Here is a 14,855-nt window from a genome sequence, read left to right on the forward strand (position 1 = left end):
CCCCCGCGGATGCATGACGGCGGGCATATCGGACAGGCTTTTCCCCTCGATCGGTTGCGGCGCGCTGCATGACCTCCGTCTATGATCTGAAGCCGCGCTTCCAGGCGCTGTTGCGCCCGCTTGTTAGCGTTTTGGTAACCAAGGGCGTCACCGCCAACCAGGTGACGCTGGCCGCCATGGTCGCGAGCCTCGCGACCGGGCTGGCGCTCTGGGGACTGGCCGGTTGCCGGCTCAGCCTGCTGCTCCTGCCGCTAGTGCTCTTCCTGCGCATGGCGCTGAATGCCATCGACGGCATGATCGCGCGCGAGCACAACCAGCAGAGCCGGCTGGGCGCCATCCTGAACGAGGTCGGCGACGTGGTTTCCGACGCCGCGCTCTATCTGGCGCTGGTGCCGGCCCTGGCGCCGTTCGGCGCGCATGGCTGGCCGATCGTGCTCTTCGTCGTCGCGGCGATCCTGACCGAGTTCGTCGGCGTGCTCGGCCAGACGATCGGGGGAGGGCGCCGCTATGACGGACCGATGGGCAAATCCGACCGCGCCGCCGCGATCGGCCTTATCGCCTTCCTGATCGCCGTCGGCGTGCCGGGCGGCGCGTGGCTCGACTGGATCGTCGCACTGCTGGCGCTGCTTGCGCTCTGGACCACGGTGAACCGGGCGCGGCGCGCGCTCGCAGGCGGCTGACATGGACGGATCGATCCTCTCCTTCAAACTCTTCGGCTGGTCGGGCGCCAATGTCGTGACCCTGGCGCTGGTCGTGCTCGGCCTCGCCATCGCGACCGCGCTCGTCTGGTCGCGGCCCGAGCCCTCCGGCGAGGATCCGAAGGCGACAGCCAAATATCGCGAACTGCGCGCCCGCATCGGCAGCTGGTGGGTGATGGTGGCGCTGCTGGTCGGCGCGCTGGCGCTCGGCCCAACCGCGATGATCGTGCTGCTCGGCTTCGTCAGCTACCTGGCGCTCAAGGAATATCTGACCATCATCCCGACGCGGAAGGCCGACCGGGTGGTGCTGCTCGTCGCCTATCTCTGCGTGCCGATCCAGTACTACTGGGTCGGCATCGGCTGGTACGGCATGTTCGTGATCTTCATCCCTGTCTACATGTTCCTGATCCTGCCGGCCGCCATGGTGCTGCGCGGCGAGACGCAGGGCTTCCTCAGGGCCGCCGGCACGCTGCACTGGGGGCTGATGATCACGGTCTTCTCGGTCAGCCACGCCGCCTATCTGCTGGTCCTGCCGCCGCCCGGCGCGCCCTCCGGCATGGGGCCCGGCCTCTTGATCTTTCTTCTGATCGCGACCGAGTTCAACGATGTCGCCCAGTTCCTCGCCGGCCGCCGCTTCGGCAGGCGCAAGATCACGCCCAAGGTGTCGCCCAACAAGACCGTCGAGGGTTTTGTCGGCGGCCTGATCGCGACGACGCTGCTCTCGATGGCGCTGGCGCCGATCCTGACGCCGATCGGCCTGCCGCAGGCGGCCGCGATCGGCGTGCTCCTGGCGACCGCCGGTTTCTTCGGCGACATCGTCATGTCGGCGGTGAAGCGCGACCTCGGCATCAAGGACACCGGCACGATCCTGCCCGGCCATGGCGGCATCCTCGACCGCATCGACAGCCTCGTCTTCACCGCGCCGGTCTTCTTCCATGCCGTCCGCTATTTCTATTTCTGAGACGCGCATGACCCCTCGCGATTTCCTGCGCCTCGCCTTCTTCGCGCTTCTCGTGCGGCCGTTCCTCTTGGTCGCGATCGGGCTCTCCGTCCGGCATCGCGAGCGGCTGCCGAAGGATGGCCCGGTGATCATCGCCGCCAACCACAACAGCCATCTCGACACGCTGGCGCTGATGTCGCTGTTCCCGCTCGCCAAGCTCAGGAAGGTGCGCGCCGTCGCCGCCGCCGATTATTTCCTGCAGAACCGCTGGCTGAAATGGCTCGCCGTCGACCTGATCGGCATCCTGCCGATCGAGCGCGGCACGGGCAGGGGCGGCGTCGATCCGCTGGCGCAGGCGCTCGCCGCCCTCGATGCCGGCGACATCCTGATCATCTTCCCCGAGGGCTCGCGCGGCGAGCCGGAGATGCGCCAGGCGTTCAAGCGCGGCGTCGGCCACATCGCCCGGCGCCGGCCGGACATTCCCGTCCTGCCGGTGTTCCTGCGCGGCTTCGGCAAGGTGTTGCCGAAGGGCGACCATCTTCCCGTCCCATTCTTCTGCGACGTCGTGGTCGGCGAGGCGATGACCGGCGCGGGCGAGGGCTTCATGCAGCGCCTCGAAATGGCGGTCGACGCGCTCGGCCGCGAGACGCCCAGCCCGGAATGGGTGTGAGGCGGCTTAGGAAAGCGGCCGAGGCGGGGGCGTCAGCCGCCTCCCAAGGATGGAAAAATCCTCCCGTCGCGCTATTGCGGTCTCCTTGACAATGCGGACCCCGGCTCCTAGATCGGGCTGGCCTGCTAGCACTCACCCCCGGTGAGTGCTAATGCACCCCACATTGGCGGGCGGTCCGCACCGGATCGCCCTGCACGCGAGGAGAGATCAAACATGGCATTCCGTCCTCTGCACGACCGCGTCGTCGTCCGTCGCGTTGCGTCGGAAGAGAAGACCGCCGGCGGCATCATCATCCCGGACACCGCCAAGGAAAAGCCGCAGGAAGGCGAAGTCGTCGCCGTCGGCACCGGTACGCGTGACGACGCTGGCAAGCTCGTCGCTCTCGACGTCAAGGCCGGCGACCGCATCCTGTTCGGCAAGTGGTCGGGCACGGAAGTCAAGATCGACGGTGAAGAGCTCCTGATCATGAAGGAGTCGGACATCCTCGGCATCATCGAAGGCAAGGGCAAGGGCAAGTAAGTCGCGCAGGGTTTCCCTGAACGCGATTTATTCCTGTCCGGCACAACCTCTAAGGAGCTCATTCAATGGCTGCTAAAGACGTAAAGTTCTCCGCTGACGCGCGCGAAAAGCTGCTGCGCGGCGTCGACATCCTTGCCAACGCCGTCAAGGTGACGCTCGGCCCGAAGGGCCGCAACGTCGTCATCGAGAAGTCGTTCGGCGCGCCCCGCATCACCAAGGACGGCGTCTCCGTCGCCAAGGAGATCGAGCTCGAGGACAAGTTCGAGAACCTCGGCGCCCAGCTGGTCCGCGAAGTCGCTTCCAAGACCAACGACAAGGCTGGTGACGGCACCACCACCGCGACGGTTCTCGCTCAGGCGATCGTCAAGGAAGGCGCCAAGTTCGTCGCCGCCGGCATGAACCCGATGGACCTGAAGCGCGGTATCGATCTCGCCGTCGCCGAGGCCGTCAAGGATCTCGTGCAGCGCTCGAAGAAGATCAAGACTTCCGAGGAAGTCGCCCAGGTCGGCACCATCTCCGCCAATGGCGAGAAGGAAATCGGCCAGATGATCGCTTCGGCGATGCAGAAGGTCGGCAACGAGGGTGTCATCACCGTCGAGGAAGCCAAGACCGCCGAGACCGAGCTCGAAGTCGTCGAAGGCATGCAGTTCGACCGCGGCTACCTGTCGCCGTACTTCGTGACCAACGCCGAGAAGATGGTCACCGAGCTGGACGACCCCTACATCCTCCTGCACGAGAAGAAGCTCGGCAACCTGCAGGCGATCCTTCCGGTCCTGGAAGCCGTCGTCCAGTCGGGCAAGCCGCTGCTGATCATCTCGGAAGACGTCGAGGGCGAGGCCCTGGCCACGCTCGTCGTCAACAAGCTCCGTGGCGGCCTGAAGGTCGCAGCCGTCAAGGCTCCGGGCTTCGGTGATCGTCGCAAGGCCATGCTCGAGGACATCGCTGTCCTGACGGCCGGCCAGGTGATCTCGGAAGATCTCGGCATCAAGCTCGAGAACGTCACGCTCGCTCAGCTCGGCCGCGCCAAGAAGGTCACGATCTCCAAGGAGAACACGACCATCGTTGACGGCAACGGCAAGAAGAAAGAGATCGAAGCCCGCGTCAACCAGATCAAGGCTCAGATCGAAGAGACGACGTCGGACTACGACAAGGAGAAGCTCCAGGAGCGTCTCGCCAAGCTCGCAGGCGGCGTCGCGGTCATCCGCGTCGGCGGCGCGACGGAAGTCGAAGTCAAGGAGCGCAAGGACCGCGTCGACGACGCGCTGAACGCAACCCGCGCTGCCGTTGAAGAAGGCATCGTCCCGGGCGGCGGCACGGCTCTGCTGCGCGCCAAGAAGGCCGTCGAGAAGCTGAAGAGCGACAACGCCGACATCAATGCCGGCATCAAGATCGTTCTCCGCGCTCTCGAGGCTCCGATCCGTCAGATCGCCGAGAATTCCGGCGTCGAGGGTTCGATCGTCGTCTCGAAGGTTCTCGAAGGCAAGGGTGACACCTTCGGCTTCGACGCCCAGACGGAGACCTTCGTCGACCTCGTCGCGGCCGGCATCATCGACCCGACCAAGGTCGTCCGCACGGCTCTGCAGGACGCGGCTTCCGTGTCCTCGCTGATCGTCACGACCGAGGCGCTCATCGCCGACAAGCCGAAGAAGGACGGCGGCATGCCCGCTATGCCTCCGGGCGGCGGCATGGGCGGCATGGACTTCTAAGAAGTCCTGTCCTCAGACCTACGGAAGGGCGCGGCGAAAGCCGCGCCCTTTTCTTTTGCGCATGGCCCAGGCGGGGGACGATTCGTGGAGGATGCCAGTCTCCGTATATGATGATAATATACGCGGATGATCGAATTCACTCGCATCGTCGGCTTCGACTGGGATCAGGGAAATCTGACGAAGAACGCCGACAAGCACGGCGTGTCGGTGGCGGAGTCGGAAGAGGTGTTCTTCAATCAGCCGCTTCTGGTCGTGGACGATGCGGCCCATAGCCACCTGGAGATCAGGCTCCACGCCTTGGGCGTTGCCAATGCCGGCCGGCGACTGCATGTGAGTTTCACCTTGCGCGCCGATGACACGTTGATCCGCATTATTTCTGCCCGCGACATGAGCGAGCGGGAAAGGAGGCGCTATGAGCAAGAAGCTTGAACCCATTCCTTCCTTCAAGGACGAGGCGGAGGAGCGCGCCTTCTGGGAAAGCCACGACTCGACTGACTATGTCGACTGGGGCAAGGCCGAACGGGTGGTGCTGCCCAACCTGAAGCCAAGCACGACCTCGATCTCGCTGCGCCTGCCGGTGAGCCTGCTAGACCGGATCAAGGTGGAGGCCAACAAGCGCGACGTGCCGTATCAGTCGCTGATCAAGACGTGGCTGGCGGAAAAGGTCGGTTGATCGCCATCCGACACTCTGGCTGATCCGCGAGGCTCGCCTCCGGCGCAGTAGTATGGGGGTGTTACCTCTCCGTCGTCCCGGCTCGCTACGGTCTCGGCGCTGAGGTTCGTGTGGAGGAGACCGCCATGGCCAAGAAGATCCTGTTTCTCGTCGGCGACTATGTCGAGGACTATGAAGTGATGGTGCCGTTCCAGCTTCTGGCCGCTGTCGGCCACGAGGTGTCGGCCGCCGCCCCCAACAAGCCGGCCGACGGCAAGGTCGCGACCGCGATCCATGATTTCGAGGGTGACCATACCTATTCCGAGAAGCGCGGCCACAATTTCGCGCTGACCACCGACTTCGCCACCGTCAAGGCGAGCGATTACGACGCGCTCGTCATCCCGGGTGGCCGCGCGCCGGAATATCTGCGCCTCGATGACCGCGTCATCGCGCTGGTCAAGGATTTCGTCACGGCTCGCAAGCCGATCGCCGCCGTCTGCCATGGCGCCCAGGTGCTCGCTGCCGCCGACGTGATCCGCGACAAGACGATCTCGGCCTATCCGGCCTGCGCCCCTGAAGTGCGGCTTGCCGGCGGCAAGTATGCCGATATTGCCATCAGCGGCGCGATCACCGACGATATCTTCGTCACTGCGCCGGCCTGGCCCGCTCATCCGGCCTGGATGGGGCAGTTCCTGGCGCTGCTCGGCACCAAGATCAGCCACGCCTGATCGGCCCGGGCGCGCAATCCAAGGGGGAGGTGCGCCTGTGTGTCAGATCTTCGCGTCGACGGATCCCGAGCTGTTCGCGCCGGTGACGCGGTCCGTCCGCATCGCCGGCGTCGTCACCAGCGTCCGGCTCGAAGCCATGTTCTGGTCGCGGCTCGACGAGATCGCGGCCAGTCAACAGATGCCGACGGGGCGCTTCCTGTCGGTGCTCTATGACGAGGTCGTGGAACTCCGCGGCGAGATCGGCAATTTCGCCTCGCTGCTGCGGGTGATCTGCTGCCGCCACGCCGAGACGAGCGCCGCGGCGGCCGGCCGGCGGATGCTGGACAGTTCGGCGGCCTGAGCGGGTTTCGGGAGGCGGGCGTCTACCGCCGTTCCCGGAAGAAATTCCGCAGCATCTCGGCCGCATGGCTTTCGGCGATGCCTTCATAGACTTCCGGCGCGTGATGGCAGGTCGGCTGGCTGTAGAGGCGGACACCGCTCTCGACCGCGCCGCCCTTCGGATCGGCGGCGCCGTAATAGAGCCGGCGGATGCGGGCGAACGAGATCGCCGCCGCGCACATCGGGCAGGGCTCCAGCGTCACATAGAGATCGCAGTCCGGCAGGCGCTGCGAGCCGAGCTCGGCGCAGGCGGCGCGGATCACCAGCGTCTCGGCATGGGCGGTCGGATCGTTCAGTTCGAGCGTGCGGTTGCCGTCGGCGGCGAGGACGACGCCGTCGCGGACGATGACGGCGCCGATAGGCACTTCGCCACGGGCGGCGGCCTTGCGCGCCTCCTCCAGAGCGACGCTCATGAAGGAGTTCGTCGCGCCGTTCAGTTCCCCTCGCATCGCCCTGTTCGTCCTGCCAATTTCGACTTGTCGCATTTAGTTTGCATCTAGCGGTATCCACCCGGCTGCAAAATGATCTAAGGATCCGTTTCAAGGATGGATCGAATGAAGCCGCCGCAGAAACGCACGAAGGACAGCGCCGCGCAAGACGACGCACAGGACGCCCGCATCGCCAAGGTTTTGGCGCGGGCCGGCCTCTGCTCGCGCCGGGATGCTGAACGATTGATCGAAGAGGGACGCGTCGCCATCAATGGCCGTGTCCTGACCAGCCCGGCCGTGAATGTCGGCCCGAACGACCGCGTGACGGTCGACGACGAGCCGCTGCCGACCAAGGAGCGGACGCGGCTGTGGCTCTACCACAAGCCGAAGGGCCTGGTGACCACCGCGCATGACCCCGAGGGTCGCCCGACCGTGTTCGAATCGCTGCCGGAACACCTGCCGCGCGTGATCGCCGTCGGCCGCCTCGACATCAATACCGAGGGCCTGCTGCTGCTCACCAATGATGGCGGGCTAGCGCGTGTCCTCGAACTGCCGTCGACCGGCTGGATGCGGCGCTACCGCGTCCGCGCCTGGGGCGACATCCTGCAGCCCGACCTCGACAAGCTGAAGGACGGCGTGGCGATCGACGGCGTCATGTATGGCGCCATCGAGGGAACGCTCGACCGCGTCCAGGGCTCGAACATCTGGGCGACGATCGGCCTGCGCGAGGGCAAGAACCGCGAGGTGAAGAAGGTGCTCGCGAGCATCGGGCTCGACGTCAACCGCCTGATCCGCGTTTCCTATGGCCCGTTCCAGCTCGGCGATCTCGCCGAAGGCGAGGCCGTGGAGATCAAGGGCCGCGTGCTGCGCGACCAGCTCGGCGAGAAGCTCGCCCGCGAAAGCGGCGCCGATTTCGATGCGCCGTTGCGCGAGGAAGAGGAAGCCGCCCGCCGCAGCAATCGCAAGGCAGGCGGCCGGACCATCCGTCGGGGGCCGATCAAGCCGCTGGCGCAGGTGAAGCCGATGGGCGAGCGCCCGTCACGGATCGTCACCGAGCGCGTCGACGAGGCGGAAACAGGCGGTCGCCGTGGCGGCCGTCCGGGCGCCGCGCCGAAGGGCGAGGGACGGGGCCGTCCGGGCGCCGAGCCGCGAGGGGACCGGCGTTCCCGCGACGAGCGTCCGGCCGAGGGGCGGGCGCCTCGGGGCGAGGGCCGTCACGGCCGTGGCGAGCGTGCCGCCGAGGCGGATGCGCCGTCGAGATCGTCGCATCGCGGCGCTTCGCGGGGCAGGGGCCGCAACGAAGGCGGTGAGGGCGATCGTCGCGAGTTCCAGGATGGCCGCCGCTTCGAGGGCAGCCTGCGCAATGCGCGTCCCGTCACAGGCCGCAATCCCGATGGCGACAAGCCGGCGCGCGGTCCGCGTGGCGGGCTGGTCAAGAGCGGTGGCGGTAAAGGTGGGCCGAAGCTCGGCCGCTCCTTCGACAAGCGCCCGGTGACGGGCCGCAACCCGGACGGCGACAAGCCGCGCGGCGGCGGCAGGTCGGGTGGTCGCCCCGGCGGATCCGGCGGCGGCAAGCCGTCCGGTCCGGGCAGGGGACCGGGTGGATCGGGCAACAGGACGGGTGGATCGGGTCGTGCGGATCGTCGCCGGTGAGTTTCGTGGCCGCGCGCTCGCGGCACCGCGCACGCAGACGATCCGGCCGACCGCCGACCGGCTGCGTGAAAGTCTCTTCAACGTGCTGGCGCATGCCTATGACGACATCGTCGTCGATGCGCGCGTGCTCGATCTCTTCGCCGGCACCGGCGCGCTCGGCCTCGAGGCGGTATCGCGCGGCGCGCGCTACGCGATCTTCGTTGAAGAGGGCGTCGAGGCGCGCGGCCTGATCCGCGACAATATCGAGGCGTTCGGGCTGACGGGCCGGACCAAGCTGCTGCGTCGCGACGCGACCAAGCTCGGCCCGGCCGGCACCGTCGAGCCGTTCCAGCTCGTCTTCGCCGACCCGCCCTATGGGCGCGGCCTCGGCGAGCTGGCGCTGCGATCGGCGGTCGAGGGCAACTGGCTCGCGCCCGGTGCGCTGGTCGTGCTCGAGGAAGAAGCGAAGGCCGAAATCGGCGAGATTCCGCGCCTCGAAAGGCTGGAGACGCGGCAGGCCGGCGACAGCCAGCTGGTCTTTCTAAAATTTAATGTTTGATTGCGACAATATTGTCGCAATCTGGCCGCAAGTGCTGCATACCGTCGCCCTCGAGACTGGCACGCCGACCAAATCGAGGGTGAATGGCCTCTATCTTCCAGAAGACTCTGGCTGCGCGAAAGTGCGGACCAGCCGCCCTGTTCATCGCCGTTACCATCGGCATGGCAGCTCCTTCCTTCGCCGAGAGCAAGGCGCCGGTTCCGGCGCAGACCGAAGCCGGCAAGTTGCCGCGCATCGCGCCTGACGCCAGCACGTTCCGGCTCGCCAACGGGCTCGACGTCGTGGTGATCCCCGATCATCGCGCCCCGATCGTCACCCACATGATGTGGTACAAGATCGGCGCCGCCGACGACCCGCACGGCAAGTCCGGCATCGCGCATTTTCTTGAGCATCTGATGTTCAAGGGCACGAAGGCGCATCCGGCCGGCGAGTTCTCGGCCAAGGTGTCGGAAGTCGGCGGCGTCGAGAACGCCTTCACCACCGCCGACGCGACCTCCTATTACCAGACCGTCGCCAAGGATCAGCTCGGCATGGTGATGGGCTTCGAGGCTGATCGCATGCAGGGCCTGCAGCTGACCGATCCGGTCGTGCTGCCGGAGCGCGACGTCATCCTTGAGGAGCGGCGGATGCGCACGGACAACAATCCGGGCGCGCAGCTTTCCGAGGCGATGGACGCGGCGCTGTTCCAGAACCATCCCTACGGCATTCCGATCATCGGTTGGGCGCATGAGATGGCCGGGCTGACGCGCGAGGACGCAGTCGGCCAGTACGAGCGCTACTACACGCCGAACAACGCCATCCTCGTCGTCGCCGGCGACGTCACGGCGGACGAGGTGAAGAAGCTCGCCGAGGAGACCTATGGCAAGCTGCCGCGCCGGGCCGAGCCCGCGCCGCGCAACCGGCCGAAGGAGCCGGAGCCGCTGACCGAGCGCAACGTCGTGCTGCGGGACCAGCGGGTCAGCCAGCCGTCCTGGACCCAGGTCTATCTGGCGCCGTCCTATACGTCGGGCCAGCGCGGCGAAGCCGAGGCGCTCGACATCCTCGCCGACGTCATCGGCAGCGGTGCCACCAGCCGCCTCTATCGCAGCCTCGTCGTGGAGCAGGGCCTTGCGAGCAGCGCCGGCGCCTATTTCTCCGGCGACGGCCTCGACTACGGCAAGCTCGGCTTCTACGCGACGCCGCGCGGCGATGTCTCGCTCGACAAGGTGAGCGCGGCCGTCGACGCCGTCCTCGCCGATGTGCGCGCACACGGCATCACGGCGGAAGAGCTGGCTCTGGCCAAGAAGCGGACCCGCGCCGCGACGATCTACAGCCAGGACAACCAGGCGATGCTTGCCCGCATCTTCGGCTCGGCCATGATCAACGGCCAGTCGCTGGAGGACGTGCAGGACTGGACCCGCCGGGTCGACGCCGTCACGCTCGCCGACGTCGCCAAGGTGGCGGAGAAGTATCTCGACAAGCGCCGCTCGGTCGCGGGGTCCCTTTTGCCTGCGCCGGCCGATGGCCGCAGCTAATGACGGGGGAATGACATGATGGCCAATCTGTTTTCGCGAGCGAGCCTCGCCTTCGTCGGTCTCGTCCTGCTCGCCCCGGTGAGCCAGGCGATGGAGATCCAGCGCGTCGTCAGTCCCGGCGGCGTCGAGGCGTGGCTGGTCGAGGACTACGCCGTTCCGATCATCGCCGTGAACTTCGCCTTCTCGGGCGGCACGGCCCAGGATCCGGCGGCGAAGCCCGGCGTCGCCAACATGCTCTCCGGCCTTCTCGACGAGGGCGCCGGCGACATCGACAGCAAGGCCTTCCAGGCCAAGCTCGACGATCTCTCGATCAGCCTGTCCTTCGACGCCGGCCGCGACGAGTTCTTCGGCACGCTGAAGACGCTGGAGGAGAACAAGGGCGCGGCGTTCGACCTGCTGGCGCTCGCCGTGCAGAAGCCGCGCTTCGACGCCGAACCGGTGGAGCGCATCCGCTCGCAGATCACCATCGGCATCAACGAGGCCAAGAAGCAGCCCGAATCGGTTGCCGGCGACGCCATGCGCGCGGCCGCCTATCCGGGCCATCCCTATGGCCAGCCGGGCGACGGCACGGTCGAGAGCGTCGCGGCGATCTCCGCCGACGACCTCCGCGCCTATCGCGACAAGACCTTTGCCCGCGACAATCTGAAGGTCGTCGTCGTCGGCGCCATCGACGCCAAGGGCGTCTCGACGATGCTCGACGAGGTGTTCGGCCCGCTGCCGGCCAAGGCCGACCTCGCCAAGATCGCCGATGTCGAGCCGAAGGGCGGCAATATCGACATCGACATGCCGAACCCGCAGACCGTGATCCGCTTCGGCGGTCCCGGACCGGCGCGCTCCGCCCCCGACTTCATGGCGTCCTTCGTCGCCAACCACATTCTCGGCGGCGGCACCTTCTCGTCCCGTCTGTACGAGGAAGTGCGCGAGCGCCGGGGCCTCGCCTATTCGGTCGGCACCATGCTGATGCCGTCGCGCCATTCGGCCGTCATCGTCGGCAGCACGGCGACGCGCGCCGACCGCGCCGGCGAGACCGTCGACCTGATCAAGAGCGAGATGGCCCGCCTCGCCAAGGACGGCCCGACGGAAGACGAACTCGCCAAGGCGAAGAGCTTCCTGACCGGCTCCTACGCGCTGCGCTTCGATTCCTCCTCCAAGATCGCCCGGCAGCTGCTCGGCATCGCGCTGGAGGATCTCGGCATCGACTATGTCGAGAAGCGCAACGCGCTCGTCGAGGCGGTGACGCTCGAGGACGTGAAGCAGGCGTCGCAGAAGATGTTCTCGACCGGCACCAACCTCGTCGTCCGCGTCGGCCCGCACGAGAGCTGATCCGGCAGACATCCGTCACGATTTCGAGGCGCGACCGCAAGGCCGCGCCTCGTTTCGTTTGGGGGGGCGGGGCGCTGCTAGGCGCACAGCCATCATCCTGAGGTGCCCGGCGCAGCCGGGCCTCGAAGGAGGGTTCAGGAAACGCCCTTCTGCGGACTGGCGTGCCTCACTGGAGCCTCCTTCGAGGCTTCGCTGACGCGAAGCACCTCAGGATGATGGCGGAGTGGGTCGATCGACCTATCCACCCGCTCCGCCGTCATCCCGGGCTTGACCCGGGATCCATCCCTCCGCAGCCTCGCTGCCGGGCGCGAATTCCCGATTTCCCGGCTGCATGGATCCCCGCCTTCGCGGGGATGACGGTGAGCGTGGGACGGCGGTCGTTCGAGGTGCGCGGTCGCTGGCGGTCGTGTCGTGCGTCCTTCGAGCAGCACAGCCATCATCCAGAGCTGCCCGGCGCAGCCGGGCCTCGGAGGAGGGTCCAGGAAACGCCCTTTGGGAAGCCGACGGCCACGTGCCGGTGCTGGGATCTCTGGAGTTTCGCTGGAGCCTCCTTCGAGGCTTCGCTGGCGCGAAGCACCTCAGGATGATGGCGGAGCCGGTCGATCGGCCTATCCCACCGCTCCGCCGTCATCCCGGGCTTGACCCGGGATCCATCTCTCCGCGGCCTCGCTGCCGGGCGCGAGTTCCCGATTTCCCGGATGCATGGATCCCTGCTTTCGCAGGGATGACGGCGAGCGTGGGACGGCGGTCGTGCGAGGTGCGTGGTCGCTGGCGGTCGTGCCGTGCGTCCTTCGAGCAGCACAGCCATCATCCTGAGGTGCCCGGCGAAGCCGGGCCTCGAAGGAGGGGCCAGGGAACGCTCTTCTGCGGACTGGAGTGCCTCGCTGGAGCCTCCTTCGAGGCTTCACTGACGCGGAGCACCTCAGGATGATGGCGGTGGCGGTCAATCGGCCTCCCGCTCGCCGTCATCCCGGGCTTGACCCGGGATCCATTCTTCCGCGGCCTCGCTGCCGGGCGCCAATTCCCCATTTCCCGGCTGCATGGATCCCTGCCTTCGCGGGGATGACGGCGAGCGTGGGACGGCGGTTTAGGGAATGCGGAGCCGCCTTTGGACAACGGGCGCCGGCCCGAACCCTCCCCTCAAGGGGAGGTTCAAGAAGGGAGCCCCTCAGTCCTCCGAATCCGACGTCGCCGGCTCGGTCTGCTTGTTGAGTGACTTTGCCTCGCGTCTCGGGACTGTCAGCGGTTCCGGCTGCACGGTCTGGGCGCGGATGTCGCGGCCGGCCGTCATCAGGCCGCCGAGCTGCTGGTTGGCGAGCCGGTCGGCGTCGCGGGCGCGCAGATTGTCCTCGATCTCGGCGATGCGCTCGTCCTCGATGCCGAGGCCGGCCAGCGTCGCGCCGCCGAAGCTGAAGGCGGATTCGAGCGTCTCGCGGATCTGGTAGTTCACGCCCTTGTTGAGCAGCCGCAGCGTATGGCGGCGGTCATAGGAGCGCACATAGAGCTGCACGAAGGGGAATTCCGACTGGATCAGCTCGACGATCCGGTCGGTCACTTCCGGGCCGTTGGTGCAGATGGCGACGATCTGCGAGCGCTCGATGCCGGCGGCGCGCAGCACGTCGAGCCGGGTGCCGTCGCCGAAATAGACCTTGAAGCCGAAGCGCGAGGCGGCGCGGATCATTTCGGCGTCGGAATCGATCGCCGTCACGTCGACCCCTTCTGCGAGCAGGAACTGCGCCGAGATCTGGCCGAAGCGGCCGAAGCCGATCATCAGGACGCGGCCGCCGGCGCCGTCGAAATCCTCCTCCAGCTCCTCCGGCTTCGGCGGTGGCAGGATCCATCTCAGCGCCAGCACGCCGAGCGGCGTCAGCGCCATGGAGATGATGACCGTCGCCGTCAGCATGGCGTTGACGTCGCGGCTGAAGATGCCGGCATTGGTGGCGGCGGCGTAGAGCACGAAGGCGAACTCGCCACCCTGCGCGAGCAGCGCCGCTCGCGTCAGCGCCTCGGCGTGATCGGCCTTGAGCAGGCGGGCGACGACATAGATGCCGAGCCCCTTCAGGAGCATATAGGCGACGACGCCGAAGGCGATCAGCCGCCAGTCGCGCGCGATCACGCCGAGATCGAGCGACATACCGACGCTCAGGAAGAACAGGCCGAGCAGGATGCCGCGGAACGGCTCGATATCGGCCTCGAGCTGGTGGCGGAAGCTCGATTCCGACAGGAGCACGCCGGCAAGGAAGGCGCCCATCGCCATCGACAGGCCGCCGATCTGCATGGCGAGCGCCGCGCCGAGCACGACGAGCAGCGCCGCCGCCGTCATCACCTCGCGCGCCTGCACGTTGGCGAGGATGCGGAACATCGGGTTGAGCAGCCAGCGCCCGGCCCCGATCAGCGCCGCCAGCGAGCCGATGGCGATGGCGATCGACAGCCAGCGCGACTGGTCCGGCTCGACGGCGCCATGCGCGCCGAGGAGCGCGACGATCGCCAGCAGCGGCACGATGGCGAGGTCTTCGAGCAGCAGGATCGAGATCACCCGCTGGCCGGCCGGCGTCGCCGTATCGCCGCGCTCCTCCAGGATCTGCATGACGATGGCCGTGGAGGAGAGCACGAAGCCCATGCCGGCGATGAAGGCGACCGCCGGATCGAAGCCGGCGACGACGCCTAGCCCCGTCAGGAGCGCGCCGCAGGCGGCGACCTGCGCCACGCCGAGGCCGAAGATCTCGCCGCGCAGGCTCCAGAGCCGCGACGGGCGCATCTCCAGTCCGATGATGAACAGGAAAAGCACCACGCCCAGTTCCGCGACATGCAGGATCGCCTGTGGGTCGGTGAACAGGCGGAGCCCGTAGGGGCCGATGACCAGGCCGGCGGCGAGATAGCCGAGCACGGTGCCGAGCCCCAGCCGTTTGGAGATCGGCACGGCAATGACGGCGGCGCCCAGCAGCGCCACCAGCTGGACGAGATCGGTTCCCTGGGTATCGACCGCCATGCGGCCTCGCTATGTGGAGGAATGGGTGGCGCCACGATGGGGCCAAGTCCGCCGGTTAGCAAGCGGCGCATCGGGGGCTGTGCCGGCCGCGCCGGATTGTCGCCGGGGTTGTCGCTCGC

At 67.3% G+C, this 14,855-nt stretch carries 14 protein-coding genes and 1 pseudogene; 13 read left to right on the forward strand and 2 right to left on the reverse strand.

Going from position 1 to position 14,855, the window contains the following annotated elements:
• The first annotated feature begins 68 nt into the window (after nt 1–68).
• From AC6HZP_RS08025 to AC6HZP_RS08065, 9 genes are all read left to right on the forward strand, one after another.
• The gene (locus AC6HZP_RS08025) at nt 69–680 is read left to right on the forward strand and encodes a CDP-alcohol phosphatidyltransferase family protein (protein ID WP_497526148.1); all 612 of its coding nucleotides are present in this window, start codon (nt 69–71) and stop codon (nt 678–680) included.
• Nucleotide 681: 1 nt separating this feature from the next.
• A complete protein-coding gene (locus AC6HZP_RS08030) occupies nt 682–1,659 on the forward strand; it encodes a phosphatidate cytidylyltransferase (RefSeq protein WP_201403059.1) in 978 nt (325 codons plus the stop codon).
• 7 nt (nt 1,660–1,666) lie between these two features.
• Nucleotides 1,667–2,308 carry a lysophospholipid acyltransferase family protein gene (locus AC6HZP_RS08035; RefSeq protein WP_497526149.1) on the forward strand — a complete coding sequence of 214 codons (642 nt, stop codon included), beginning with the start codon at nt 1,667–1,669 and terminating at the stop codon, nt 2,306–2,308.
• A 213-nt stretch (nt 2,309–2,521) separates the two neighbouring features.
• Entirely contained in the window at nt 2,522–2,827 is a 306-nt protein-coding gene (gene groES, locus AC6HZP_RS08040) for a co-chaperone GroES (RefSeq protein WP_029075812.1), read from the forward strand.
• Between the two features lie 65 nt (nt 2,828–2,892).
• Complete coding sequence (groL, locus tag AC6HZP_RS08045; RefSeq protein WP_201403061.1) at nt 2,893–4,533, forward strand: chaperonin GroEL; 1,641 nt, start codon at nt 2,893–2,895, stop codon at nt 4,531–4,533.
• Nucleotides 4,534–4,659: 126 nt separating this feature from the next.
• Nucleotides 4,660–4,962, forward strand: a complete 303-nt coding sequence (locus tag AC6HZP_RS08050; protein ID WP_497526150.1) for a BrnT family toxin — start codon at nt 4,660–4,662, stop codon at nt 4,960–4,962.
• On the forward strand, nt 4,946–5,206 hold the full coding sequence (locus AC6HZP_RS08055; protein WP_201403063.1) for a BrnA antitoxin family protein: 261 nt from the start codon (nt 4,946–4,948) through the stop codon (nt 5,204–5,206). The genes AC6HZP_RS08050 and AC6HZP_RS08055 overlap by 17 nt, the downstream gene beginning before the upstream one ends.
• A gap of 125 nt (nt 5,207–5,331) precedes the next feature.
• On the forward strand, nt 5,332–5,913 hold the full coding sequence (locus tag AC6HZP_RS08060) for a DJ-1/PfpI family protein (RefSeq protein WP_497526151.1): 582 nt from the start codon (nt 5,332–5,334) through the stop codon (nt 5,911–5,913).
• Nucleotides 5,914–5,950: 37 nt separating this feature from the next.
• Nucleotides 5,951–6,253 (forward strand): ribbon-helix-helix domain-containing protein, encoded by a 303-nt coding sequence (locus AC6HZP_RS08065; protein ID WP_201403065.1) that lies wholly within the window; start codon nt 5,951–5,953, stop codon nt 6,251–6,253.
• A 22-nt stretch (nt 6,254–6,275) separates the two neighbouring features.
• On the opposite strand, the gene AC6HZP_RS08070 is transcribed toward AC6HZP_RS08065, so the two are convergent.
• Complete coding sequence (locus tag AC6HZP_RS08070) at nt 6,276–6,704, reverse strand: nucleoside deaminase (RefSeq protein WP_497526152.1); 429 nt, start codon at nt 6,702–6,704, stop codon at nt 6,276–6,278.
• Between the two features lie 132 nt (nt 6,705–6,836).
• On the opposite strand from AC6HZP_RS08070, the pseudogene AC6HZP_RS08075 reads away from it, so the two are divergent.
• The 4 genes and pseudogenes from AC6HZP_RS08075 to AC6HZP_RS08090 all read left to right on the forward strand — a co-directional run.
• Nucleotides 6,837–7,886: pseudogene (locus AC6HZP_RS08075) on the forward strand (pseudouridine synthase); the annotation flags it as partial.
• Between the two features lie 466 nt (nt 7,887–8,352).
• Nucleotides 8,353–8,910: a 16S rRNA (guanine(966)-N(2))-methyltransferase RsmD gene (gene rsmD / locus AC6HZP_RS08080; RefSeq protein WP_201403068.1), complete on the forward strand. Its 558-nt coding sequence runs from the start codon at nt 8,353–8,355 to the stop codon at nt 8,908–8,910.
• 83 nt (nt 8,911–8,993) lie between these two features.
• A complete protein-coding gene (locus AC6HZP_RS08085) occupies nt 8,994–10,424 on the forward strand; it encodes a M16 family metallopeptidase (RefSeq protein ID WP_497526153.1) in 1,431 nt (476 codons plus the stop codon).
• Nucleotides 10,425–10,439: 15 nt separating this feature from the next.
• The gene (locus tag AC6HZP_RS08090) at nt 10,440–11,747 is read left to right on the forward strand and encodes a M16 family metallopeptidase (RefSeq protein ID WP_497526154.1); all 1,308 of its coding nucleotides are present in this window, start codon (nt 10,440–10,442) and stop codon (nt 11,745–11,747) included.
• A gap of 1,168 nt (nt 11,748–12,915) precedes the next feature.
• On the opposite strand, the gene AC6HZP_RS08095 is transcribed toward AC6HZP_RS08090, so the two are convergent.
• Complete coding sequence (locus tag AC6HZP_RS08095) at nt 12,916–14,736, reverse strand: monovalent cation:proton antiporter-2 (CPA2) family protein (RefSeq protein WP_497526155.1); 1,821 nt, start codon at nt 14,734–14,736, stop codon at nt 12,916–12,918.
• Nucleotides 14,737–14,855: the final 119 nt, after the last annotated feature.

This window comes from Kaistia sp. SLG-1 (genome assembly GCF_059699055.1).